A 21,664-nucleotide genomic window follows, 5' to 3' on the forward strand; every position below is an offset into this window, starting at 1 on the left:
CGTCGTCCGGAGCGTCAGACGGCCTGGCGACCAGGGGTCGCGTCGAGCAGGTGGGCCAGGTGCTCGGGAACCGAGCCGCCGCGGGCCACCGTCGCCCGTGCCCACAGCCGACCCGCCCGGTACGACGACCGGACCAGCGGTCCGGCGAGCACCCCGGCGAAGCCCATCTGCTCGGCGACCTGACGGAGCTCGACGAACTCCGCAGGGCTGACCCAGCGGGCGACCGGCAGGTGTCGGGGCGACGGGCGGAGGTACTGCGTCAGCGTGATGATGTCCGTGCCCGCGTCGTACAGGCGCTGCAGGGCGTCCTCGATCTCGATGCGCTCTTCGCCCATGCCGAGGATCAGGTTCGACTTCGTGACCAGTCCGGCGTCGCGGCCCTGGGTGATGACGTCCAGGGACCGTTCGAACGTGAACGCCGGCCGGATCCGCTTGAAGATCCGCGGGACGGTCTCGACGTTGTGGGCGAAGACCTCGGGGCGGGCGTCGAACACCGGGCCGAGCTGGTCCGGTCGCCCGTTGAAGTCCGGCACCAGGATCTCGACGCCGGTGCCGGGGGAGTGCTCGTGGATCGCCCGGATGGTCTCGGCGTAGAGCCAGGAGCCGCCGTCGGGCAGGTCGTCGCGTGCGACGCCGGTCACGGTCGCGTACCGCAGGCCCATCTCCGCGACGGAGTCCGCGACCCGGCGGGGCTCGTCGCGGTCGAGCGGTTCCGGCTTGCCGGTGTCGATCTGGCAGAAGTCGCAGCGACGGGTGCACTGCGAGCCGCCGATCAGGAAGGTGGCCTCGCGGTCTTCCCAGCACTCGAAGATGTTCGGGCAGCCGGCCTCCTGGCAGACGGTGTGCAGCTGCTTGTCGCGCACCAGGCTCGACAGCTCGCGGAACTCCGGACCCTGCGTGGCACGGGTCTTGATCCACGCGGGCTTCGTCTCGATCGGGGTCTCGGCGTTCCGGGCCTCGACCCGGAGCATGCGGCGGCCATCGGGGGCGAGGGTCATACGAGGGTCTCCTGTCGGGCGGGCGCGGTGCTGGTGCTCGTGCTGGTGCTGGTGCTGGTGCTGGGGGCCGTCGTGCTGATCCGGCTGCCGTTGTGCATCCCGTCGACGGCCTGTTGGACGCGCTCTGCGACGAGGGGCGAGAGGTCCTCGACGGTCACGTGGCCTCGCCCTACGTGCGCCGCCGCGGCGCTCAGCGTCGTGACCCCGGCGTCCGCGATGCCGCACGGGACGATCGCGGCGTAGGCGTCGAGGGCGTTGTCGCAGTTGATCGCGATGCCGTGGCTCGCCACGCCCTCGGCGACGTGCAGGCCGATCGCGCCGACCTTGGCGGCGGGGGACCCGTCCGTGCCCGGCACCCAGGCGCCGCTGCGACCCGCGACCCGTTCGGCGCGCACTCCGACGGCAGCCGCGGCGTCGATGACGACCTGCTCCAGGTCGCGCACCCAGGCGACGACGTCGAGGGGTTCGGCGAGCCGGACGATCGGGTAGGCGACCAGTTGCCCCGGCCCGTGCCAGGTGATGCGTCCGCCACGGTCGGTGTCGACGACCGGGGCGCCGTTCGTCGGCAGGTCGGACGGTTCGGTGCGGCGTCCGGCGGTGTACACGGACGGGTGCTCGCAGAGGACGAGGGCCCCGGGGGAGCGGCCGGCGACGACGTCGGCGTGCAGGTCCCGCTGCAGGGCGAGGCCGTCCGCGTAGTCGAGCAAGCCGTGGTGGCGGACGATCTCGAGTTCCGGCATGCGGCGAGCGTACGACAGTTTCTGGACGGCGTCCAACAACCGGGTGCTTGACCTCAACAATGGTTGAGATGGTCCGATGAGGACATGGACATCCGACAGGTACAGCTCGCCACCCGATCGCTCGCCGACACCGCCCGGTTCTACGAACGACTGGGGTGCTCGGTCGAGATCGTCGACGCCACGGTGCGCATCGTGGTGGGGTCGACGCTCCTCGTGTTCCGCGAACTGCCGGAGATGACCGGAGCCCTGCACCTGGCGATCACGATCCCCACGGGGGCCTTCGACGCGGCCAAGGCCTGGATCGCCGGGCTGACGACGGTGCTCGGTACGGATGACCAGGACGAGTTCGAGGGGCCGCCGAACTGGAACTCGCGGTCGGTCTACTTCGAGGGGCCCGACCAGCAGCTCCTCGAGCTCATCGAGCGGCGGGACCTCGAGTCGGGCGCCCGGCGCGCCGGCGACGGTTCCGGCACCGGCACCGGCACCGACGTCCCGCTCGTCTCGGTCAGCGAGGTCGGCATCCCCGTCCCCGACGTCCTCGGCGCCGTCGAGGCCCTGCGACGCGCCGGTCTCGAGCCGTACGCCAACCCGCCGGGGGAGTCGTTCGCGGCGGTGGGCGACGTGGACGGTCTCGTGATCCTGGTGTCGCCCGACCGACGCTGGTTCCCGACCGGTGACCGGAGCCCGTCGAGCGCGCCGGTGGTCATCGACGTGGGGCTCCGGGCGCCGCTCGAGCTGACCGAGGGTGTCCTCCTGCGGTGAATGGGCCGGTGTCGTCGGCGGGAGCCTTGTAGAATCGACGGATCATGGCGCAATTCGGTTCACTCTCCGATCGGCTGACCGAGACCTTCCGCAATCTGCGGAGCAAGGGTCGGCTGACTCCGTCCGACGTCGACGGCACCGTCCGCGAGATCCGGCGGGCGCTCCTCGACGCCGACGTCGCGCTCGAGGTCGTCAAGGCGTTTACCGCATCGGTGCGCGAGCGTGCCCTCTCCGACGAGGTCAACCGCGCGCTCAACCCGGCGCAGCAGGTCGTCCAGATCGTCAACGAGGAACTCGTCGGCATCCTGGGCGGGCAGCAGCGACGTCTCGAGTTCGCGAAGAAGCCGCCGACGGTCATCATGCTCGCGGGTCTGCAGGGTGCCGGTAAGACCACCCTCGCGGGCAAGCTCGGCAAGTGGCTCAAGAAGGACGGCCACACCCCGATGCTCGTCGCGGCGGACCTCCAGCGTCCGAACGCTGTGCAGCAGCTGCAGGTCGTCGGCGAGCAGGCCGGCGTGCACGTGTTCGCGCCCGAGCCCGGCAACGGTGTCGGCGACCCGGTCAAGGTCGCCAAGAACGCCATCAAGGCCGCGATCGACCAGCAGTACGACACCGTCATCGTCGACACCGCCGGTCGACTCGGTGTCGATGCCGAGCTGATGAAGCAGGCCGCGAACATCCGCAAGGCCGTCGACCCGGACGAGGTCCTGTTCGTCATCGACGCGATGATCGGTCAGGACGCCGTCAACACGGCCCGTGCCTTCCAGGAAGGCGTCGACTTCACCGGTGTCGTGCTCTCCAAGCTCGACGGTGACGCCCGTGGTGGTGCTGCCCTGTCGGTGGCCAGCGTGACCGGCCGCCCGATCATGTTCGCGTCGACGGGTGAGTCGCTCGACGACTTCGAGCCGTTCCACCCGGACCGCATGGCGAGCCGCATCCTCGACCTCGGCGACATCCTGTCCCTCATCGAGCAGGCGCAGGGCGCCTTCGACGAGGAAGAGGCGCGCAAGGTCGCGGACAAGATCGCGACCGACAACTTCACGCTGAACGACTTCCTGCAGCAGATGCAGCAGCTCCGCAAGGCCGGCTCGATCAAGGGCATGCTCGGGATGCTCCCGGGAGCGAAGGGCATGCGCGAGGCGCTCGACAACTTCGACGAGCGCGAGATCGTCCGCACCGAGGCGATCATCCAGTCGATGACGCCCCAGGAGCGCGAGCTCCCGAAGCTCCTGAACGGTTCGCGCCGTCTGCGCATCGCGCGCGGTGCCGGCTCGACGGTCACCGAGGTCAACGCGCTGGTCAACCGCTTCGAGCAGGCCGCCAAGATGATGAAGACCGTCGCCCGCGGTGGCGTGCCGCAGATGCCGGGCATGGGTCCGATCCCGGGCATGCACGGCGGCAAGAAGCAGCAGCAGGGCGGCAAGAAGAAGTCGAAGGTGGGCAACCCCGCCAAGCGCGCGGCTTTGGCTGCCGGCGCTTCGGCTGCGCCGCAGCAGGCCCCGCAGGGGTCCGGCCTCGGCCTCGGGGGCGCCAAGGGCGGCAAGGCACCGACCGAGGAAGAGCTCGCGTCGCTGCAGAAGTTCCTGGGTCGCTAGTCGCGACCCCAGGACGGGAGGCCCGGTGCCAGCTGGCACCGGGCCTCCCGTCCGTCACTCAGCGCTTGGACTTCTTGAGGTACGCCCGCAGGTCGGCGTACGTCCCGTCGTCCTCGCCGAACAGGACGACGCTCCGCGCCGTCTCGAGCCAGGCGCTCGTGGAGGGCCGGACCTCACCCAGGGCGGCGAGCAGATCCGGCATCCCGATGAGCCGTGCAGTGCCCGTCGTGATGCTGTCCATGAGTGCGTGCTCGGCGGCGACCTCGCACACGTAGGCGATGTCCGCACCGGAGAAGCCCTCGGTCCGCTTGGCGAGCGCTGCGGGGTCGATGCCCTCGACCGGTCGGTCGCGGAGGTGCCCGCGGAAGATCGCGTCGCGTGCCGGGGCGTCCGGCGGCAGGACGAGCACCGTCCGGTCCAGCCGGCCCGGACGACGGAGCGCGGGGTCGACGTCCCACGGCTGGTTCGTCGCAGCCAGCACGAACACGCCCTCGTTCCCGCCGTCGACGCCGTCGAGTTCGGTGAGCAGCTGGTTCACCATCCCGCGCACGTGCGAGCTGCGGGTCTGGCTCCGTCGCTGGCCGAGCGCGTCGACCTCGTCGAAGAACACCACGCACGGGGCCGCAGCGCGTGCGGCTTCGAAGACCGCCCTGATGTTCTGCTCGCTCGCGCCGAGGTAGGGGTCGAGGACATCGGTGATGGAGACGCTCATGAAGCGTGCGCCGAGCTCGCCGGCGACAGCCCGGGCGATGAACGTCTTCCCGCACCCCGGAGGGCCGTACAGCAGCAGACCGCCGCGGAGGCTCTTGCCGTACAACGCCCGGAGCTCGGGGTTCGCGAGCGGGGCGAGGAACGCGACGGTGAGCCGCTGCTTGACGGCCTCCATCCCGCCCACGTCCGCAAACCGGACCTCCGTCGGCTCGACCGAGAACGCCGACGGCAGGTCCGGGTCGGGAGCCGAGTCCTCGACGAAGGACGGTTCGACGATGTGCTCGACCTGCTGTTCCGCGGCGTGCCAGTCGAAGTCGGACGGCGCACCTGCGGCGGGAGCGTCGGTCGGTGCGTCCGCGGGGAGTGCCGTGGCGGCACCCGGGCGCAGCACCGCCAGCATGAGCGCGCCCGCCGCGGCGTCGGTCGGCGCGATGGCGAGTGCGGCTGCCGCTTCGGCGGTCGCCTCAGCCGGACGTCCGGCTTCGAGGAGCAGACGACCGAGGTGGACACGCAGTGCGACGTCGTGGGGCGCGCTGTCGACCGCGCGTCGGAGCGCGCCGATCACCGGGTCGTCGTGGACCGGGTCGTCGTTCATCGGGAGTCCTCTCGGAGCGGTCGGTTCGGTGGTGTCGCGTGACGCGGCGTCAGGCCAGGCGCAGTTCGGTCGCGAGGGCGAGCTCGTCACCCGTCGTCATCGTCGTCCTCGTGCACCGCTGGGCGGGTCCTCGGGAAGGCGCGCAGGATGCGCTTCATCAGGACGGACGCGATGACGACCCCGACGAACACGAGACCCTGCGCGACGAGGGCGACGACCGGTGGGAGGAACAGCCCGGTCACGGAGATCGCGGTCGCGACACCGAGGACCAGCGCCACGAGTCCCCAACCCGGTACCGCTCGTCGAGCGACCGAGACGAGGAAGGCGAGGCGAGGCCGTGCCTCGGAGGTGAACCGGAGGGCGATGAAGGCGATCACGGCGAGGGCGAACACCGGCGGGAAGGTGGTGGCCCACCGCACCATCCCCGGATCCCCGCTGTCGATCGACGCCAGGAACTCCAAGCCGGTGAACACTGCGCCGCCGCCGAGGGTCACCCGGATCCGGCCGAGTGGGTTGACGACGCCGACCATGAGGTTCCGCAGTGCTGTGGCGTCCGTCGGGTTCGTCGACAGGATGCCCGCGAAGGCCAGCGCGGACTCGCTCTCGTGGCCGTGCCGCAGCCGTGCCACCGCCAGGTTGTGCCGTGCCCCTCGGTCCTCCGGAGCGAGCGCGAGCCCCCGGCGGTACGCGTCCTGCGCTTCCCGTTGCCGTCCGACGGCGAGCAGGAGGTCGCCGTGCTGGCGGTGCACGAACGGTTCGGTGGGAGCCAAGCGAACGGCCTCGAAGCTCGCCCGCATCGCCTCCAAGCGGTTCTGCTCGCCGAGCCAGAGGGCATCGACTCGCGCAGCGTGCGCCTGCCACGATCCCGGGTCCGCGGCGACCGAACGACGGGCGGCCTCGACGGCTCCGATCTGGTCGCCAGAACGGAGCAGGGCGGTCGACAGCACGCGGAGGGAGGTGCTGTCACCCGGCGCGAGAGCGACCGCTCGTCGAGCAGCTTCGCACGCCGCGTCCGGCTGGTCGAGCGCGAGCAGCGCCAGGGCACGCACGCGCTGTCCGGCGATCGATTCGCCTTCGTCGTGCTCGACCGCCCTGACCTCGGCCAGTGCCTGTTCCGGTCGACCGGCGTCGACGAGCGCGCCGGCACGGATCACCGTCGCCGGTCCGCGCTGTGCTGCCTCCCCCGCCACAGGGGAACTGTAGCGTTCGCCGTGGACTGCCGATGCCCCCAGGACGGGAGGCCCGGTGCCAGCTGGCACCGGGCCTCCCGTCCGTTCGTGGTCGCGCCGCGACGTTCCTTCCCATCGCACGCGCGATGGAAAGTGGAATCGGGCGTCCCTGGTCGGGAGGAACGACCAGGTACGCCCGATTCGACCAGGTACGCCCGATTCGGTTCGGTCGCGGCTAGAGCGCTTCGCGGAACTCCGTCACGAGGTGGCGGACGACCTCGCGCAGGTCGCCGCCGTTCTCCTGCGCGACCTGCAGCTGCCGCTGGTACGAGGCGCCGCGCTCGATCATCGTGTCGAGGTGGTGCAGCTCGTCGAGGCAGCCGAGCCGTTCGGCGATCGGGTCGAGCCGCTGCACCAGGTCGTGCACCTCGTCGGTCACGAGCCGCTCGTCGCCGGCGACGTTCGTGATGATCTCGGCCTCCATGCCGTAGCGGGCGGCACGCCACTTGTTCTCGCGGATGAACCACGGCTGCATGGTGGGCAGGGTCTCACCGGCGTCGAGCCGGTCCGAGCAGGCGGTGACCAGGCACTGGACGAGCGCGGTGACGGCGCCGACCTCGTGCAGGGTCGAGATGCCGTCGGACACCCGGTTCTCGAGGGTGCCCCAGCCCGGCGAGGGGCGGATGTCCCAGCGCAGGTCCTTCACGCCGTCGATGACGCCGGTGTGCGTGAGGTCGCCGACGACCTCTTCGAAGTTCGCCCAGGCGCCGAGCTGCGGCGGGAGCCCGCCGGTCGGGAGCTGCTGGAACATGAGGGCGCGGTTCGAGGCGTACCCGGTGTCGGTGCCGCCCCAGAACGGGCTCGACGCGGTGAACGCCTGCAGGTGCGGGACGTAGGCGAGCATCGCGTTCATGATCGGGACGGCCTTGTCGCGGTCGTCGATGCCGACGTGCACGTGCACGCCCCAGATGAGCATCTGGCGTCCCCACCAGCGGGTGCGGTCGATCAGGGTCGTGTAGTGCTCGCTGTCCGGGGTGATCTCCTGCTGGTCCCACACCGCGAACGGGTGCGTGCCCGAGCACATCACCTGGGCGTCGAGCGGTTCGGCGGCGTCGATGACCTCGCCGATGATGCCGGACAGCTCGCTCGTCGCAGCCCCCACGCGGTCGTGGACGCTCGAGACGACCTCGACCGTGTTGGTCAGCAGCTCCTCGGTGACGCGGTCGTGGTCGCCGAGCCGCTCGTGCACGGCGGCGATGACGGCGGGGGCGCGGGGAGCGAGGTCGCCGGTCGACCGGTCGACCAGGGGGAGTTCCCACTCGACGCCGATGGTCGACGGGCGGGACTCGGTGAAGCGGATGTCCATGCCGTCCATCCTGCCCGGGTCCTTGTCGGACACGCACAACGAAGCGTTGTCCCGATCGTGCGGATCGTCCTGCAACTAGTTCCACTGTGGGCGTACCGTTGAAATGTTCCTACAGGGAAGAGGTACGCATGCAGTTGGTGGTACGCGGGACGAACGCCCCGCTCGTCGGAGAACTCGACATCCCGGTCTCGAAGTACCACGCGCACCGCGCGCTGGTGCTCGCGTCGCTCGCGAAGGGGACGAGTGTCGTCTCCGGGTTGAGCGCGACGCGACAGGTGGAGTGGACCGTGGGCACGCTCCGCGCGCTCGGCGTCGACGTCAAGCGTCGTGGGAACGCGTACCACGTGACCGGACTGGGCGGCGGGTACCAGGCGACGGACGTCGTGGACCACGGCTCGCGCGGTGCCGACGGACTGCTCAACATGGGGTCCTCGGGCACCACGCTCTACTTCATGACCGGGCTCGCCTCGCTGGCCGACCGTCCGATGACCCTGTCCGGCATGAAGTACTTCCAGCGCCGCCCGATCAAGGCGCTGCTCACCTCGCTGACGCAGATGGGGGTGGAGCTCGAGGCGACGAACGACTGCCCGCCCGTCACCGTGCAGCCCAGGCGTCCGCGCGGCGGCGACGTGACGATCGCCGGCACCCTGTCGCAGTGGGTGTCCGGGCTGCTGCTGGTGGCACCGTTCGCCGAGCACGAGACCCGGATCCACATCACCGGCGGGCGGCTCAACGAGCAGCCCTACGTCGAGCTCACCGTGCGGATGATGCGGCAGTTCGGCCTGACGGTGGAGGTCTCCGACGACTGGCTCGAGTACCGGATCCCGGCGGGCCAGCAGGCCACCCCGCACGACTACGTCATCCCGCCCGACATCGGCTCCGCAGCGTTCGGCATCGCGGCGGCCGGCACCCGCGAGTCGAACGTGCTGCTGCGGGGCATGACGGCCACGACGACGGCCGAGACCGACCACCCGGAGCGCGAGTTCCTGGACCTCGCGACCGCGATGGGCGTCCCGATGCGGATCGACGAGGAGACCGGCTTCGTCCGGATCGAGCACGACGGGTCCCCGCTCCGGCCGCTCGACGTCGACTGCCGTCCGATCCCGGACCTGCTGCCCGTGCTGTCGACGATGGCCACCTTCGCCGAGGGCACGAGCCGACTGTGGAACGTGGCGCACATCCGGCTGAAGGAGTCCGACCGCGTGGCGGCGATGCTCCAGCTGAACCGGATGGGCGGCCGTGCCGAGCAGGGTGCGGACGAGCTGCGGGTCACCGGTGTCGGCGCGGCCGGGCTGCACGGATCGCCGATGTCATCGTTCAACGACCACCGCGTGCTGATGTCGCTCGCGGTCGCGGCGTCGGGTGCCGACGGGGTGTCCGGCCTGACCTACCCGCGTGCCTACCGGATCTCCTACCCGACGTTCCTCGAGGCGATGAACTCCGTCGGGCTCGACATGTCCGTCGGTGACCGGCTCGCAGCCCAGGTGGCGCGGGACGACCGGATCGACGCCGCCGAGGCCGACGGGGTCCGCACGCACCTGGGCACGCCCCTCGAGACGTCTGCGGCGCCCGAGCCAACAGAGCAGCCGCTCGCGCAGCCCACCGCGCAGCCCACCGCCCCGCAGCCCGCCGCGCAGGCCACCGCCCCGCAGGCCACCGCCCCGCAGCCCGCCGCCTCGCAGCCCGCCGTCGCCGTGCCCGAGCTCGCCGGCGTCGACGCGGACCCGCTCGTCCTGAGCGAGCGGGTCCGCGCCCTGTCGCAGACCGACCCCGACGGCCTCGCCGTGATCGAGGTCGGCGGTGCGACCCCCGCGAACACCACGTGGAAGGAGCTGCAGGACGAAGCCGACCGGGTCTCCGCCCTGCTGCTCGAACTCGGCGTGCGCACGGGTGAATCCGTCGCGATGCAGCTGCCGAACTGGCGCGAGTTCGTGTCGATCACCCTCGGTGCGGTCCAGATCGGCGCCGTCGCGACCCCGATCATGCCGGTGTTCGGTCCCCGCGAGACCACGATGACGCTGGCGCGTTCGAAGGCCCGTGTGGTCTTCCTGCCGAACGTGTTCCGGAAGCGCCGTCCCGCGCTCGAACTCCTCGACGTCATCGACGAGGCCGCTGCGCAGGACCGCCGCCTGTCGCTCGAGCACGTCATCGTGCTCCGCGCCGAGGCCCGCGGGCAGGGGGACACCCCGACGAACCAGCCGCCGCTGCCCGCCGACGCCCTGGAACGGGTCGTGGCGAGCGACTGGCACTGGCGCTACTTCGAGAACGCCCTCGCCGCTGTGCACGTCGACGTCGACGAGATCGCGTCGCACGCTCCCGGCCCGGATGACGTGTGCCAGCTGCTCTTCACTTCCGGCACCACGGGGGAGCCGAAGGGCGTGCAGCACCCGCACCGCACGCTCGGGCTCGCGACCGCCATGCACGTGGCGCAGTCCGGGCTGACCAGCGCCGACCGCATCTACATCCCGTCGCCGCTCGCGCACCAGACCGGGTTCCTGTACGGCATGCTGCTGGCGTTCCGGCTCGGTGCCCCGCAGGTCATCCAGCCGGTGTGGGACGGCCGCGTCGCACTCGAGCAGGCGTTCGGCGTCGCACGGGCGTCCTTCGTGCAGTGCGCGACACCGTTCCTGACCGACCTCGTCGACCTGGTCGAGGCCGGTGCTCCGCAGCCCGAGTCGCTCCGGATCTTCGTGCCGACGGGCGCCGCGGTGCCCCGCGCACTGGCCCAGCGAGCGAGCACGGTGCTCGGCAGTGCCATCCTCGGCGCCTTCGGGACGAGCGAGACGTGTCTCGGGGCCCTGTCCAGCCCGAGCGACGACCCCGCCGACGCCTACGGCCACGACGGCCGGGCGCTGCCGGGCATCGCGATCCGCATCGTCGACGACGCGGGGATCGAGCTGCCCGCCGGGACCGAGGGCAACTTCGAGCTGCACTCGCCGACGATGTTCGCGGGCTACCTCGACCGCCCGGACCTGACCGACGACGTGTTCACCGCGGACGGCTGGTACCGCACGGGCGACCTGGCGAAGGTCGACGAGAAGGGCTTCCTGTCGATCACCGGGCGCGTGAAGGACGTCATCAACCGCGGCGGCGAGAAGATCCCCGTCGTCGAGATCGAGAACCTGCTGTACCAGCACCCGCTGGTCACGGACGTCGCGATCGTGGCGATGCCGGACGAGCGGCTCGGCGAGCGTGCCTGCGCCTGGGTCGTGAACGCCCGCGCGGACGAGCCGCTCGACTTCGCCGGGATGCAGCAGTACCTCGACACGGCCGGCGTGAGCAAGTACTACTGGCCGGAGCGACTCGAGTACACCACCGAGCTGCCGCGCAACGCGGTCGGCAAGGTCCAGAAGAACATCCTGCGCGAGCAGGCGGCCGCGCTCGTCGCGACGAAGGAGAACGAGACACGATGACGATCGTCGAGCAGACGAGCACGGGCTTCGACGAAGCCGCCTTCCAGCAGCTCAAGGCCGGGGTCACCGAGTGGGTCCGGGGCCCCGGCGAGGAGTGGGCGGACGAGATCGAGCGCACCGGCCGGGTCGCCCCCGAGCTGTTCCAGGAGCTCAAGGAGAACGGGTGGCTCAGCCTCGCCGCCCCGACGGAGCTCGGCGGACGGGCGATCCCCTTCTCTCGGTACCTCGAGATCATGGAGGTCATCTCCCGCTCGCACGCCTCCATCCGCATGCTCGTGCACGTCATCAACGGCACCTGGCGTGCGATGGCCCCCTACGCGACGCCGGAGCAGATCGAGCAGGTCGTCAAGCCGTCCGTCGCCGGTGACACGCTCGTCGCGTTCACCCTGACCGAGGCCACCGCGGGCACCGGAGCGGACATCCGCACGACCGTCCGGCGCGAGGGCGACACCTACGTGATGAACGGCGAGAAGCACCTCATCACCTTCGGCGTCAAGGCCGACTACTGGCTCATCGCCGCCCGCCTCGAGGGGACGAGCGGCCAGGACGGCACGGTCGCGTTCCTCATGCCGAACAACGGGCTGCCGGGTGCCGAGGTGATCGACGACTCCGACACCATGGGCATCCGCGGCACCGACCACGCGATCCTGCGCTTCACCGACGTGCCCGTGCCGGCGAGTGCACTGCTCGGCGCCGAGGGCCAGGGTCTCGAGGTCGCGCTCGGCGGCTTCCTGCTGCCGAGCCGGGTGTCCGTCGCGATGAGCGCCGTCGGGCTCGCGGAGCGGGCGAACGAGCTCGCCGTCGAGTACGCGAACAAGCGTGAGACGTTCGGCAAGCAGCTCTCCAGCCGCCAGGCGATCCAGTTCTACCTGGCCGAGAACTACGCCGACATCGCCGCAGCACGCGCCCTGGTGCTCGAGGCCGCTCGCGCCTACGAGGAAGACCGTCCCGACGCCGGCACCCTGTCCAGTGCCTCGAAGATGGTCGCCGTCGACATGCTCGCGCGCGTCACCGACAAGGCCCTGCAGGTGCACGGCGGGCAGGGCTACTGGAAGCGCAACGCCATCGAGCGCGTCTACCGCGACGCACGCGCGCAGCGCTTCGAAGAGGGCACCAACGAGATCCAGAAGCTGGTCGTCGGCCGCGCAGTCGTGACCGGCAAGGCCGGGTTCTAGACCGCAACCAACCACCGGACTGGAGGCCCGTGGCGGGCCCGCCCCGCGCCTCCCGTCCGTCCCCACGCACGCAAAGGACCGCAGTGACCGACAGCACCAACGCACCCATCGCGCTCAGCCCGCCCATCGCACTGATCACCGGCGCTTCGCGCGGCATCGGCCGCCTGCTCGCGCAGAAGCTCGGCCAGCGCGGCGTCACCGTCGTGGTGACGTACAAGGGCAACGCCGACCTGGCCGAGGAGTCCCTGGCCGACGTCAAGGCGGCAGGCGGCGACGGCATCACGGCGCAGGTCGACATCGAGCAGCCGGAGTCGATCGACGCCCTGTTCGACCTGGTGCGCGACACCTACGGACGCCTCGACATGTTCGTCGCGAACGCCGCCGCCAGCGCGTTCAAGCCCGTCGCCGACCTCAAGCTGCACCACCTCGACCGCAGCTACGCCACGAACGCCCGCTCGTTCGTGCTCGGCGCCCAGCGCGCCGCGGAACTCATGGACCGGGGTGGCCGCATCGTCGTCGTGACCTCGTACGGATCACTCCGGGCATTCCCGACCTACGCCGCGCTCGGTGCCGCCAAGGCCATGAGCGAGGCGTACATGAAGTACATGGCGGTGGAGTTCGGTCCGCGTCAGATCACGGTCAACGCGGTGAACGGCGGCCTCATCGACACCGACTCGCTCGAGTACTTCTACACGAAGGTCCCCGGGCAGGCGCCGATGGACACCGTCCTCGAGAAGCTCCCGCTGCAGCGCCCTGGGACGGCCGATGACATGGCCGACGCCGTCGACTTCCTGCTGTCGGACAAGGCCGGGTACATCACCGGGCAGGTGCTCTCGGTCGACGGCGGGCTGACGGTCATCGCCCCGCCGTACTGGTCGGACACGACGTCGCCCCTCCGCGACGCGGTGCTGCCGGCCGACGCTCCGGGCGCGGACGCCGCAGAATAGGCGCATGAGCAGCGTCGCTTCCGCCCCCGTCGTGCCGGAGTCCCTCCGGAGGGTCGCGTCACCCTGGACCCTCGGCCCCCTGCACCTGGCGAACCGGGTGGTGATGGGGTCGATGCACACCGGGCTCGAGGTACACGACGACGGTGGAGCCGGCATGGCCGCCTTCTACCGTGAACGGGCGGCCGGCGGAGCGGCGTGCATCATCACCGGCGGCATCGCGGTGAACGACGAGGCCCGCGGAGGTCCGGACTTCGCGGTGTTCGGCGTCGGGGGAGCCGACGAGCGGTTCCGGGTGGCGGTCGACGCCGTGCACGACGAGGGCGGGACCATCCTGGCGCAGCTGTTCCACGCCGGGCGGTACGCGCTCGCGTCGGGCATGGTCGACCGGCACGGCGACCCGCAGCGCGTCGTGGCGCCCTCGGCCCTGCCGTGGGCGGCCGCCCGCGGTGTGGTGCCGACCGAGCTGACGTCGGCCGAGGTCGAGCGGACCATCGAGGACTTCGCCGCCGCGGCCCGCACCGCCCGCACGATCGGGTTCGACGGCGTCGAGATCATGGCGTCCGAGGGGTACCTGATCAACCAGTTCCAGTCACCGCTGACGAACCTGCGCGACGACGAGTGGGGCGGTGACGCGGAACGGCGTCGGCGCTTCGCGATCGAGGTCGTCCGGGCCGTGCGCGCCGCGGTGCCCGAGCTCGCCGTGACGATCCGGCTGTCCGGCGCGGACCTGATGCCCGGCTCGTCGACCGAGGACGAGGTCGACGCGCTCGTGCACGATCTGCTGCCGCTCGGACTCGACGGCATCTCGGTGGGCATCGGCTGGCACGAGTCCCGCACCCCGACCGTGCAGGCCTCGGTGCCGCACGGGGCCTGGCTGGCGTACGCGACACGGATCGCCGCGGTGGTGCGCGCGTCCCCGTACCCGGACGTCCGCGTGATCGCCTCGAACCGGATGACGGACCTGCGCGACGGCGAGGCCGTGCTCAGCGACGGCCTGATCGACGCCGTCGCCCTCGCCCGGCCGTTCCTCGCCGACCCCGCCATCGTGTCGCGCTCGCTCGCGGGCGGGTTCGCCCTGGTGAACACCTGCATCGGCTGCAACCAGGCGTGCCTCGACCGTTCGATCATCGGCGCACCGGTGTCCTGCCTGGTAAACCCCCGTGCCGCCCGCGAGGTGGCCTTCCCCGCCCGCCCGACCACCGACCCGAAGCGCGTCGACGTCGTCGGTGGCGGACCGGCCGGGCTCGCCGCCGCGGTGGACGCCGCACGTCGGGGCCACGACGTCACCGTCTGGGAGGCCTCCGACCGCCTCGGCGGCCAGTTCGGCCTCGCCGCGCTCGTCCCGGGGAAGGAGGACTACGCCGCCACGGTGCGGTCCGCCCGCGCCGAGCTCGCGGAGCGGGGCGCCACGATCCACCTCGGACGCCCGGCGACGGCTCGGGACCTCGTCGACAGCGACGCCGTCGTGCTCGCGGCCGGGGTCGTCCCGCGGAGCATCGACGTCCCCGGCAGCGACCTGCCGCACGTGCTGTCCTACGAGCAGGCCCTGCGGAACGGCGTACCCGAGGGCACCGTCGCGATCATCGGCGGCGGCGGCATCGGCGTGGACACCGCGGCGTTCCTGACCGAGTCGCCCGACGAGGTCGTCCGGGCCGCCGAGTTCGCGGCCCGGTGGGACCTCGACGTGTCCGAGGAGCTCGTCGGCGACGTGCCGCAGCGCCTCCCCGCGGCACGGCGCACCACCCGACCGGGGTCCCAGGTGACGGTGCTCCGGCGTTCGGGCAAGTTCGGCCAGGGGATCGGCATCACCTCGCGCTGGGTCGCGATCGGTCGGCTGCGGGACGCCGGGGTGCGGATGGTCGGCGGCGTGCAGGAGTACCTGCGCATCGAACCCGGGGTGCTCTGGATCCGCGACGAGCACGGGGACGAGGTCGGCGTCCCGGCGGACACCGTCGTGGTCTGCGCCGGGCAGGAGCGCGCGACCGACGCCGAGGGCGACGCGCCTGACGGACTCGCGACGGGCCTCCAGGCCGCCGGCGTGCCGTACGCCGTCGTCGGCGGCGCGCGTGACGCGCGGAGCGTGGACGCGGTCCGGGCGACGTCCGAGGCCCTCGAAGCGGTGCGGCGGCTCGCGCCGTAGCGAGTCGGCTCGCATCACGGCCGGGAATCTGCAAGAATGAACGGTCGAATCGCCGCAGCTCGACCCTCTATCCAGCTGTGAGCGATCTCTCTCGAGCTTTCGCCGTGTGTGCCCCCACGCCCGCGGTTCCAGTTCAACCACAACGAAAGCAAACAGGAGCAATTGTGGCTGTCAAGATCCGTCTGAAGCGTCTCGGTAAGATCCGTGCGCCCTACTACCGCATCGTCGTCGCCGACTCGCGCACCAAGCGCGATGGTCGTGTCCTCGAGGAGATCGGTCAGTACCACCCGACCGAGGAGCCCTCGGTCATCAAGATCGAGTCCGAGCGTGCGCTCTACTGGCTCGGCGTCGGCGCGCAGCCGACCGAGCAGGTCGCGGCCCTCCTCAAGCTGACCGGCGACTGGGCCAAGTTCAAGGGCGAGAAGGACACCGAGTCCAAGGTCAAGGTCGCCGAGCCGAAGCCGGCCTTCCAGGTCGACTCCTCGAAGAAGGCCGTGCTCAAGCCGAAGTCGGAGAAGACGGCTCCCGCCGCCAAGGCCGACGACGCCGAGACCGCCGACGAGACGACCGAGGCGTAGTCCTTGCTCGAATCCGCGCTGACGCACCTCGTCAAGGGGATCGTCGATCACCCTGACGACGTGCGCGTCGCCAGCTCCACCTCCCCACGCGGCGAGGTCCTCGAGGTGCGCGTGCACCCCGAGGACCTCGGCCGCGTGATCGGTCGCGCCGGGCGCACCGCCAAGGCGCTCCGCACGCTCGTCACGGCCCTGGCCGACGGCAAGCGCGTGCGGGTCGACGTGGTGGACACCGATTCCTAGGGAGACGACCCAGCTCCGGGTGGGTCGAATCACGAAGGCGCACGGGCTCAAGGGCGGCATCAAGCTCGAGCTCTACACCGACGACCCGGATCGTCGGTTCACCCCGGGCGCCACCTTCACGCTCCAGGTCCCCGACGACTCACCGTGGTCGGGCAAGACCCTCGAGCTCGACGAACTCCGCTGGTACAACGGTCACCCCGTCGCGTTCTTCGCCGGGATCGACGACCGCACCGCGGCCGAGTCCCTGGCCCGCATCATCCTCTGGGTCGAGCAGGACGCCGACGCCGAGACCGGCGAGGACGACGCCTGGTACGACCACCAGCTCGTCGGGCTGAAGGTCCTGCGTGACGGCGTCGAGGTCGGCACCGTCGCCCGTGTGGACCACATGCCCGCCCAGGACCTGCTCGCGATCGACACGCCGTCCCGCGGCGAGGTCCTCGTGCCGTTCGTCTCGGCCATCGTGCCCGCGGTCGACATCGCGGCCGGCACCGTCACGGTCACGCCGCCGCAGGGCCTGTTCGAGGATCCCGAGGACACCTCGCGCCCCGAGACGGTCACGGACTAGTCCCCGTGCGGATCGACATCGTCACGATCTTCCCGGAGTTCTTCTCCGTGCTGGACGTGTCCCTGCTCGGCAAGGCCCGCTCCGGCGGTCTGCTCGACCTGCACGTGCACGACCTGCGATCGTGGACCACCGACCGGCACCGCACCGTCGACGACACCCCGTACGGCGGTGGCGCCGGCATGGTGATGAAGCCGGAGCCGTGGGCGCAGGCGCTCGAGGCGCTCTTCCGCCCCGACGGCTCGTCGACCCTGGTGGTCCCGACGCCGGCCGGCACGCCCTTCACACAGTCGATCGCGCGGTCCCTCGCGTCGACGTCGGAGCACCTCGTGTTCGCCTGCGGGCGGTACGAGGGCATCGACGCCCGCGTCTTCGAGTGGGCGTCGTCGCGCGCCACCGTCGTCGAGCTCTCGCTCGGCGACTACGTGCTGAACGGCGGCGAGGTCGCCGCGATGGCGATGATCGAGGCCGTCGGTCGGCTCGTGCCCGGTGTCGTCGGCAACCCCGAGTCGCTGGTCGAGGAGTCCCACGAGGACGGCCTGCTCGAGTACCCCTCGTACACCAAGCCCGCGTCGTGGCGCGGCCTCGACGTCCCCGACGTCCTGCTCAGCGGGCACCACGCCCGCGTCGGTGCCTGGCGGCACGAGCAGCAGCTGGAGCGGACGCGGCGCGTCCGTCCGGACCTGCTGCCCGACGCGTAGCGTCACCCGTCTCGCGAAAGCGACAGATCTCCGCGGAACATCCGCGGAGATCTGTCGCTTTCGCTGTTGTGACGGTCCGCGGGCCGCGAGATCTGTCGCTTCCGTGGGGTGGGGACGACGCGTGACGGACTGGAGGTGCGGTGCCAGCTGGTGCCGCGCCTCCAGGCTCGCTACTGGTCGCGCTGGGCGCGACGCAGGGTCAAGCCTCCAGGCTCGCTACTGGTCGCGCTGGGCGCGACGCAGGGTCAGGACCTCGGGGCCGGCCTCGGTGACCGCGACCGTGTGCTCGACGTGCGCGGCACGCGATCCGTCGACACTGCGCAGCGTCCAGCCGTCGTCGTCCTGGTAGAGCTCGTCGGTGGTCTGCATGAGCCACGGCTCGATCGCGACGACCAGACCCGGCCGGAGCTTCAGGCCGCGACCCGGACGGCCGTCGTTCGGCACGTGCGGGTCCCCGTGCATCGTGCGACCGACGCCGTGCCCGCCGAACTGCAGGTTCACGTCGTGACCGGCCTGGTGCGCCACGTGACCGATGGCGTGCGAGACGTCGCCGAGCTTGTTGCCGGGAGCCGCCTGGGCGATGCCGGCGGCCAGTGCCCGTTCGACCGTGGCGATCAGTGCCTGGTCCTCGTCGCGCGGGGTGCCGACCTGGACGCTGACGGCGGAGTCCGCGACCCAGCCGTCCACGCTCGCGGCGAAGTCCAGGCTCACCAGGTCGCCGTCCTGCAGGGTACGGTCGTGCGGCAGGCCGTGCAGGGCGGCGTCGTTGACCGAGGTGCAGAGGTTCTTGCCGAACGGCGACATGCCGAACGACGGGTGGTAGTCGACGTAGCAGCTCTCCGCCCCGCGTTCGGCGATCATCCGGGCCGCGACGCGGTCGAGGTCGAGCAGGTTGACGCCGACGTCGACGGTCTCGAGCAGCTCGTCCAGGACGTCGGCCACGAACCGGCCGGCGACGCGCAGTCCGTCCAGCTCGGCGGGGGTGCGGAGTTCGATCATGGGTCCATCCTCGTCGTTTTGTCTCCAGCGCTCTCTGTGGCAGTATTGAACGCTGTGCCCTGGCTGGACTCTGCCACGGGGGAGTCGCCGACACCGGGCACGCACCACCACTTTCCGAACCTTCGATCCGCGGCGACCCGTGCGCGTCCGCAGAGAGTGAAACCCACCATGAGCCAGCTCCTCGACAACGTCGACGCAGCATCGCTGCGTACCGACGTCCCGGACTTCCGTCCCGGCGACACCATCAAGGTGCACGTCAACATCATCGAAGGCACGCGCTCGCGTATCCAGGTCTTCCAGGGAGTCGTCATCGGCCGTCAGGGCCACGGCATCGGCGAGACCTTCAAGGTCCGCAAGGTGAGCTTCCAGGTCGGCGTCGAGCGCTGGTTCCCGGTGCACTCGCCGATCATCGACCACATCGAGATCGTCACCAAGGGTGACGTCCGTCGTGCGAAGCTCTACTACCTGCGCGAGCTCCGCGGCAAGGCGGCCCGCCGCAAGATCAAGGAGAAGCGCGACGCCTGATCGCCTTCACAGTGAACGTCCGCGAGCCGGACGCCGCTGCGAGCCCCTCGTCCATGTACGGTTGTGCATCGACGGGGGGCTCTTCCCATTTGCGGGGAGTCAGTGGTTCGAACGAGAGCGGAAATGACGGACACGACAGAGGATTCCGGGCGCAGGCCACGTGCCGAGAAGCAACGGAACGGTGTCCTCACATTCCTCCGCGACCTCGTCATCATCTTCATCGCGGCACTGCTCGTGTCGTTCCTGGTGAAGACGTTCCTGATCCGGTCGTTCTACATCCCGTCGGCGTCGATGGAGAACACGCTCCAGATCAACGACCGCGTCATCGTGAACGAGCTCGTCCCCGGCGCCGTGGCACTGAAGCGGGGAGACGTCGTCGTCTTCAAGGACCCAGGCGGTTGGCTCACCGGCTCCGAGGTGCCGAGCGTCACGCCGGACACCCAGCCCGCGAAGGCCATCGACTGGGCACTGACCCAGGTCGGTCTCGGCACCGGTGACAGCGACGACCACCTGATCAAGCGCGTCATCGGTCTGCCCGGTGACAAGGTGTCCTGCTGCAACGACCTCGGGCAGATGTCGGTGAACGGTGTGCCGATCAAGGAGCCGTACCTGAAGCTCCCCGCCGGCGCCCCGGCCTCGGCGACCGACTTCTCGGTCACCGTGCCGAAGGGCACCATCTGGGTGATGGGCGACAACCGGAACGACTCGAAGGACTCCCGGTACAACGGCGACACCCCGTCGAAGGGCTTCGTCCCGATGTCCGACGTCACGGGTCGCGCGTTCGTCATCTCGTGGCCGGCGAGCCGCTGGACGTGGCTCGACGACCACCCCGAGGTGTTCGCCGGCGTGGAGGAGCGCGACGAGTGACCGCCGTCCGTCCGTCGCTCCGGCTCGAGAAACGTCTGCTCGCCGAGGGCCGCGTGACGGTCATCGGCATGGACGAGGTCGGCCGTGGCGCCATCGCCGGTCCGGTCGGCGTCGGTGTGGCCGCGGTGACGCTCGACATCGGTCGTGTGCCCCAGGGGCTCGCGGACTCGAAGCTGTTGTCCGAAGCGCGCCGCACCGACCTCGTGCCCGTCGTGCAGCGCTGGGCGCGCACGGCGGTCGGCATGGCCTCGGCGGACTTCGTCGACCAGCAGGGCATCGTGCCCGCTCTCGGTGCAGCCGGTGCGCAGGCGCTCGGCTCCCTGGTCGCCGACGGGGTGTCCCTCGACGGCGCGGTGGTGGTGCTCGACGGCTCGTTCGACTGGTTGAGCCGTGCGCTGCCCGCGTCGCTCCGTCCGGCCGCCGACCCGCTCGAGGTCGTCGTCCGGGTCAAGGCCGACCGCGACTGCGCCTCGGTGGCCGCGGCGTCCGTGGTGGCCAAGGTCGCTCGTGACGCGCTCATGATCTCCGCGCACGACGAGGCTCCGCACTACGGGTGGGTGTCGAACAAGGGCTACGGGTCGACGGCGCACTACGACGCGATCCGGGCGATCGGGGCGCACGCGCTGCACCGGAAGTCGTGGCTGCACCAGGCCTCGAGCGTCGCGCTGGACGGGTTCGACGAACTCGACGCCCTCGCCGGTTGAGCCCGTCGTCCGCACGGGCCTCCGTCGCCGTAGACTGTGGGCGCAATGGATGAGGACGAATTCGACGACTACGACCGCGAGGTCGAGCTGGCCCTGTACCGCGAGTACCGCGACGTGGTGTCGCAGTTCCGTTACGTGGTCGAGACGGAGCGCCGTTTCTACCTGGCGAACGAGGTCGAACTCGTGCGCCGTGACACGGAGCACGACTTCTACTTCGAACTGACGATGAACGACGTCTGGGTCTGGGACGTCTACCGTTCCGACCGGTTCGTCAAGGGTGTCCGGGTACTCACGTTCAAGGACGTGAATGTCGAGGAACTCACGACGCGGGAACTCGAACTGCCGAAGGAACTCGCACTCGACGAGTGATCGTCAATTTCCTTTCTCCTGCTTCTTTCTCGGTGAATCGCCGCTGATCCGGACCGCCAGGGAAATGTGCGCGCTATTCTGATGGGGAAATAACCGCCCCACGAACAGGAGCACCCCATGGCACAGAAGGTCACCGTCCAGCTCGTCGACGACCTCGACGATTCCCCCATCACCACCGGTGAAGGCCGGACGGTCGAATTCGCGTTCGACGGCTCGTCGTACGAGATCGACCTGTCGAACGACAACGTCGACAAGTTCCGCGAGGCGATCTCCGACTACATCGCCGCAGCGCGCAAGGTCTCCGGTCGTCGCACCGGCGGCGGGTCCGCGCCGAAGTCCGCCCCGAAGCGCGGCAACTCCGAAGAACTCGGCAAGATCCGCGAGTGGGCCAAGGAGAACGGGTACGAGGTCTCCTCCCGCGGGCGCATCTCGACGCAGGTGCAGGAAGCCTACGCAGCAGCGCACTGACGCTCGTCGCAGCGGGACCCGGGTGATCTCGATCGCCCGG

Annotated in this window: 21 protein-coding genes; 15 read left to right on the forward strand and 6 right to left on the reverse strand. The window is 70.6% G+C overall.

The genetic code is table 11. The features are described 5' to 3' along the window. Nucleotides 1–14 precede the first annotated feature (14 nt). Both lipA and lipB read right to left on the reverse strand, forming a co-directional pair. Entirely contained in the window at nt 15–998 is a 984-nt protein-coding gene (lipA, locus tag DEJ03_RS06440; RefSeq protein WP_110863966.1) for a lipoyl synthase, read from the reverse strand. Then, a complete protein-coding gene (gene lipB, locus DEJ03_RS06445) occupies nt 995–1,738 on the reverse strand; it encodes a lipoyl(octanoyl) transferase LipB (protein WP_110864056.1) in 744 nt (247 codons plus the stop codon). Before lipB ends, lipA begins: the two co-directional genes overlap by 4 nt. 84 nt (nt 1,739–1,822) lie before the next feature. On the opposite strand from lipB, the gene DEJ03_RS06450 reads away from it, so the two are divergent. Beyond that, a complete protein-coding gene (locus DEJ03_RS06450; protein ID WP_110863967.1) occupies nt 1,823–2,500 on the forward strand; it encodes a VOC family protein in 678 nt (225 codons plus the stop codon). A gap of 44 nt (nt 2,501–2,544) precedes the next feature. Further along, complete coding sequence (gene ffh / locus DEJ03_RS06455) at nt 2,545–4,095, forward strand: signal recognition particle protein (RefSeq protein WP_110863968.1); 1,551 nt, start codon at nt 2,545–2,547, stop codon at nt 4,093–4,095. Between the two features lie 58 nt (nt 4,096–4,153). Here ffh and DEJ03_RS06460 read toward each other — a convergent pair whose 3' ends face one another. The 3 genes from DEJ03_RS06460 to DEJ03_RS06470 form a co-directional block, all read right to left on the reverse strand. Continuing rightward, nucleotides 4,154–5,401 (reverse strand): 26S protease regulatory subunit, encoded by a 1,248-nt coding sequence (locus DEJ03_RS06460; RefSeq protein ID WP_110863969.1) that lies wholly within the window; start codon nt 5,399–5,401, stop codon nt 4,154–4,156. An 86-nt stretch (nt 5,402–5,487) separates the two neighbouring features. Further along, complete coding sequence (locus DEJ03_RS06465) at nt 5,488–6,591, reverse strand: hypothetical protein (protein ID WP_146237662.1); 1,104 nt, start codon at nt 6,589–6,591, stop codon at nt 5,488–5,490. Between the two features lie 214 nt (nt 6,592–6,805). Beyond that, nucleotides 6,806–7,945: a glutamate--cysteine ligase gene (locus DEJ03_RS06470; RefSeq protein WP_171907874.1), complete on the reverse strand. Its 1,140-nt coding sequence runs from the start codon at nt 7,943–7,945 to the stop codon at nt 6,806–6,808. Nucleotides 7,946–8,064: 119 nt separating this feature from the next. On the opposite strand from DEJ03_RS06470, the gene aroA reads away from it, so the two are divergent. From aroA to trmD, 8 genes are all read left to right on the forward strand, one after another. Then, nucleotides 8,065–11,349 (forward strand): 3-phosphoshikimate 1-carboxyvinyltransferase, encoded by a 3,285-nt coding sequence (gene aroA / locus DEJ03_RS06475; protein WP_110863971.1) that lies wholly within the window; start codon nt 8,065–8,067, stop codon nt 11,347–11,349. Continuing rightward, entirely contained in the window at nt 11,346–12,524 is a 1,179-nt protein-coding gene (locus tag DEJ03_RS06480) for an acyl-CoA dehydrogenase family protein (protein WP_110863972.1), read from the forward strand. Before aroA ends, DEJ03_RS06480 begins: the two co-directional genes overlap by 4 nt. 83 nt (nt 12,525–12,607) lie before the next feature. Next, nucleotides 12,608–13,471: an SDR family oxidoreductase gene (locus tag DEJ03_RS06485; RefSeq protein WP_110863973.1), complete on the forward strand. Its 864-nt coding sequence runs from the start codon at nt 12,608–12,610 to the stop codon at nt 13,469–13,471. A gap of 4 nt (nt 13,472–13,475) precedes the next feature. Beyond that, nucleotides 13,476–15,611, forward strand: coding sequence for an FAD-dependent oxidoreductase (locus tag DEJ03_RS06490; RefSeq protein WP_110863974.1), 2,136 nt, complete (start codon nt 13,476–13,478; stop codon nt 15,609–15,611). A 164-nt stretch (nt 15,612–15,775) separates the two neighbouring features. Then, the gene (gene rpsP, locus DEJ03_RS06495; RefSeq protein ID WP_027465884.1) at nt 15,776–16,189 is read left to right on the forward strand and encodes a 30S ribosomal protein S16; all 414 of its coding nucleotides are present in this window, start codon (nt 15,776–15,778) and stop codon (nt 16,187–16,189) included. A 3-nt stretch (nt 16,190–16,192) separates the two neighbouring features. Next, complete coding sequence (locus DEJ03_RS06500; RefSeq protein ID WP_017888258.1) at nt 16,193–16,429, forward strand: RNA-binding protein; 237 nt, start codon at nt 16,193–16,195, stop codon at nt 16,427–16,429. 19 nt (nt 16,430–16,448) lie between these two features. After that, nucleotides 16,449–16,994, forward strand: a complete 546-nt coding sequence (gene rimM, locus DEJ03_RS06505; protein ID WP_171907871.1) for a ribosome maturation factor RimM — start codon at nt 16,449–16,451, stop codon at nt 16,992–16,994. Nucleotides 16,995–16,999: 5 nt separating this feature from the next. Continuing rightward, on the forward strand, nt 17,000–17,692 hold the full coding sequence (trmD, locus tag DEJ03_RS06510) for a tRNA (guanosine(37)-N1)-methyltransferase TrmD (protein ID WP_110863975.1): 693 nt from the start codon (nt 17,000–17,002) through the stop codon (nt 17,690–17,692). A gap of 216 nt (nt 17,693–17,908) precedes the next feature. On the opposite strand, the gene map is transcribed toward trmD, so the two are convergent. Next, the gene (gene map / locus DEJ03_RS06515; RefSeq protein WP_110863976.1) at nt 17,909–18,691 is read right to left on the reverse strand and encodes a type I methionyl aminopeptidase; all 783 of its coding nucleotides are present in this window, start codon (nt 18,689–18,691) and stop codon (nt 17,909–17,911) included. Between the two features lie 168 nt (nt 18,692–18,859). Between map and rplS the strand changes: the two genes are divergently transcribed. The 5 genes from rplS to DEJ03_RS06540 all read left to right on the forward strand — a co-directional run bounded on the left by rplS (nt 18,860) and on the right by DEJ03_RS06540 (nt 21,624). After that, nucleotides 18,860–19,216 (forward strand): 50S ribosomal protein L19, encoded by a 357-nt coding sequence (gene rplS, locus DEJ03_RS06520; protein ID WP_017888254.1) that lies wholly within the window; start codon nt 18,860–18,862, stop codon nt 19,214–19,216. Nucleotides 19,217–19,339: 123 nt separating this feature from the next. Next, a complete protein-coding gene (gene lepB / locus DEJ03_RS06525) occupies nt 19,340–20,083 on the forward strand; it encodes a signal peptidase I (RefSeq protein ID WP_027465880.1) in 744 nt (247 codons plus the stop codon). After that, nucleotides 20,080–20,787: a ribonuclease HII gene (locus DEJ03_RS06530; protein ID WP_110863977.1), complete on the forward strand. Its 708-nt coding sequence runs from the start codon at nt 20,080–20,082 to the stop codon at nt 20,785–20,787. The genes lepB and DEJ03_RS06530 overlap by 4 nt, the downstream gene beginning before the upstream one ends. A gap of 45 nt (nt 20,788–20,832) precedes the next feature. Then, nucleotides 20,833–21,156: a DUF2469 family protein gene (locus tag DEJ03_RS06535; protein ID WP_017888251.1), complete on the forward strand. Its 324-nt coding sequence runs from the start codon at nt 20,833–20,835 to the stop codon at nt 21,154–21,156. A 117-nt stretch (nt 21,157–21,273) separates the two neighbouring features. Further along, complete coding sequence (locus tag DEJ03_RS06540) at nt 21,274–21,624, forward strand: Lsr2 family protein (RefSeq protein WP_017888250.1); 351 nt, start codon at nt 21,274–21,276, stop codon at nt 21,622–21,624. Nucleotides 21,625–21,664: the final 40 nt, after the last annotated feature.

Source organism: Curtobacterium sp. MCLR17_043, assembly GCF_003224215.1.
Classification (GTDB): Bacteria; Actinomycetota; Actinomycetes; order Actinomycetales; family Microbacteriaceae; genus Curtobacterium; species Curtobacterium flaccumfaciens.

Excerpts from the sequence above, each read along its gene's own strand:
- lipA (WP_110863966.1), bottom strand. The coding sequence starts at position 998 with ATGACCCTCGCCCCCGATGGCCGCCGCATGCTCCGGGTCGAGGCCCGG.
- lipB (WP_110864056.1), bottom strand. The coding sequence starts at position 1,738 with ATGCCGGAACTCGAGATCGTCCGCCACCACGGCTTGCTCGACTACGCG.
- DEJ03_RS06450 (WP_110863967.1), top strand. The coding sequence starts at position 1,823 with ATGGACATCCGACAGGTACAGCTCGCCACCCGATCGCTCGCCGACACC.
- ffh (WP_110863968.1), top strand. The coding sequence starts at position 2,545 with ATGGCGCAATTCGGTTCACTCTCCGATCGGCTGACCGAGACCTTCCGC.
- DEJ03_RS06460 (WP_110863969.1), bottom strand. The coding sequence starts at position 5,401 with ATGAACGACGACCCGGTCCACGACGACCCGGTGATCGGCGCGCTCCGA.
- DEJ03_RS06470 (WP_171907874.1), bottom strand. The coding sequence starts at position 7,945 with ATGGACGGCATGGACATCCGCTTCACCGAGTCCCGCCCGTCGACCATC.
- aroA (WP_110863971.1), top strand. The coding sequence starts at position 8,065 with ATGCAGTTGGTGGTACGCGGGACGAACGCCCCGCTCGTCGGAGAACTC.
- DEJ03_RS06480 (WP_110863972.1), top strand. The coding sequence starts at position 11,346 with ATGACGATCGTCGAGCAGACGAGCACGGGCTTCGACGAAGCCGCCTTC.
- DEJ03_RS06490 (WP_110863974.1), top strand. The coding sequence starts at position 13,476 with ATGAGCAGCGTCGCTTCCGCCCCCGTCGTGCCGGAGTCCCTCCGGAGG.
- map (WP_110863976.1), bottom strand. The coding sequence starts at position 18,691 with ATGATCGAACTCCGCACCCCCGCCGAGCTGGACGGACTGCGCGTCGCC.
- rplS (WP_017888254.1), top strand. The coding sequence starts at position 18,860 with ATGAGCCAGCTCCTCGACAACGTCGACGCAGCATCGCTGCGTACCGAC.
- lepB (WP_027465880.1), top strand. The coding sequence starts at position 19,340 with ATGACGGACACGACAGAGGATTCCGGGCGCAGGCCACGTGCCGAGAAG.
- DEJ03_RS06535 (WP_017888251.1), top strand. The coding sequence starts at position 20,833 with ATGGATGAGGACGAATTCGACGACTACGACCGCGAGGTCGAGCTGGCC.
- DEJ03_RS06540 (WP_017888250.1), top strand. The coding sequence starts at position 21,274 with ATGGCACAGAAGGTCACCGTCCAGCTCGTCGACGACCTCGACGATTCC.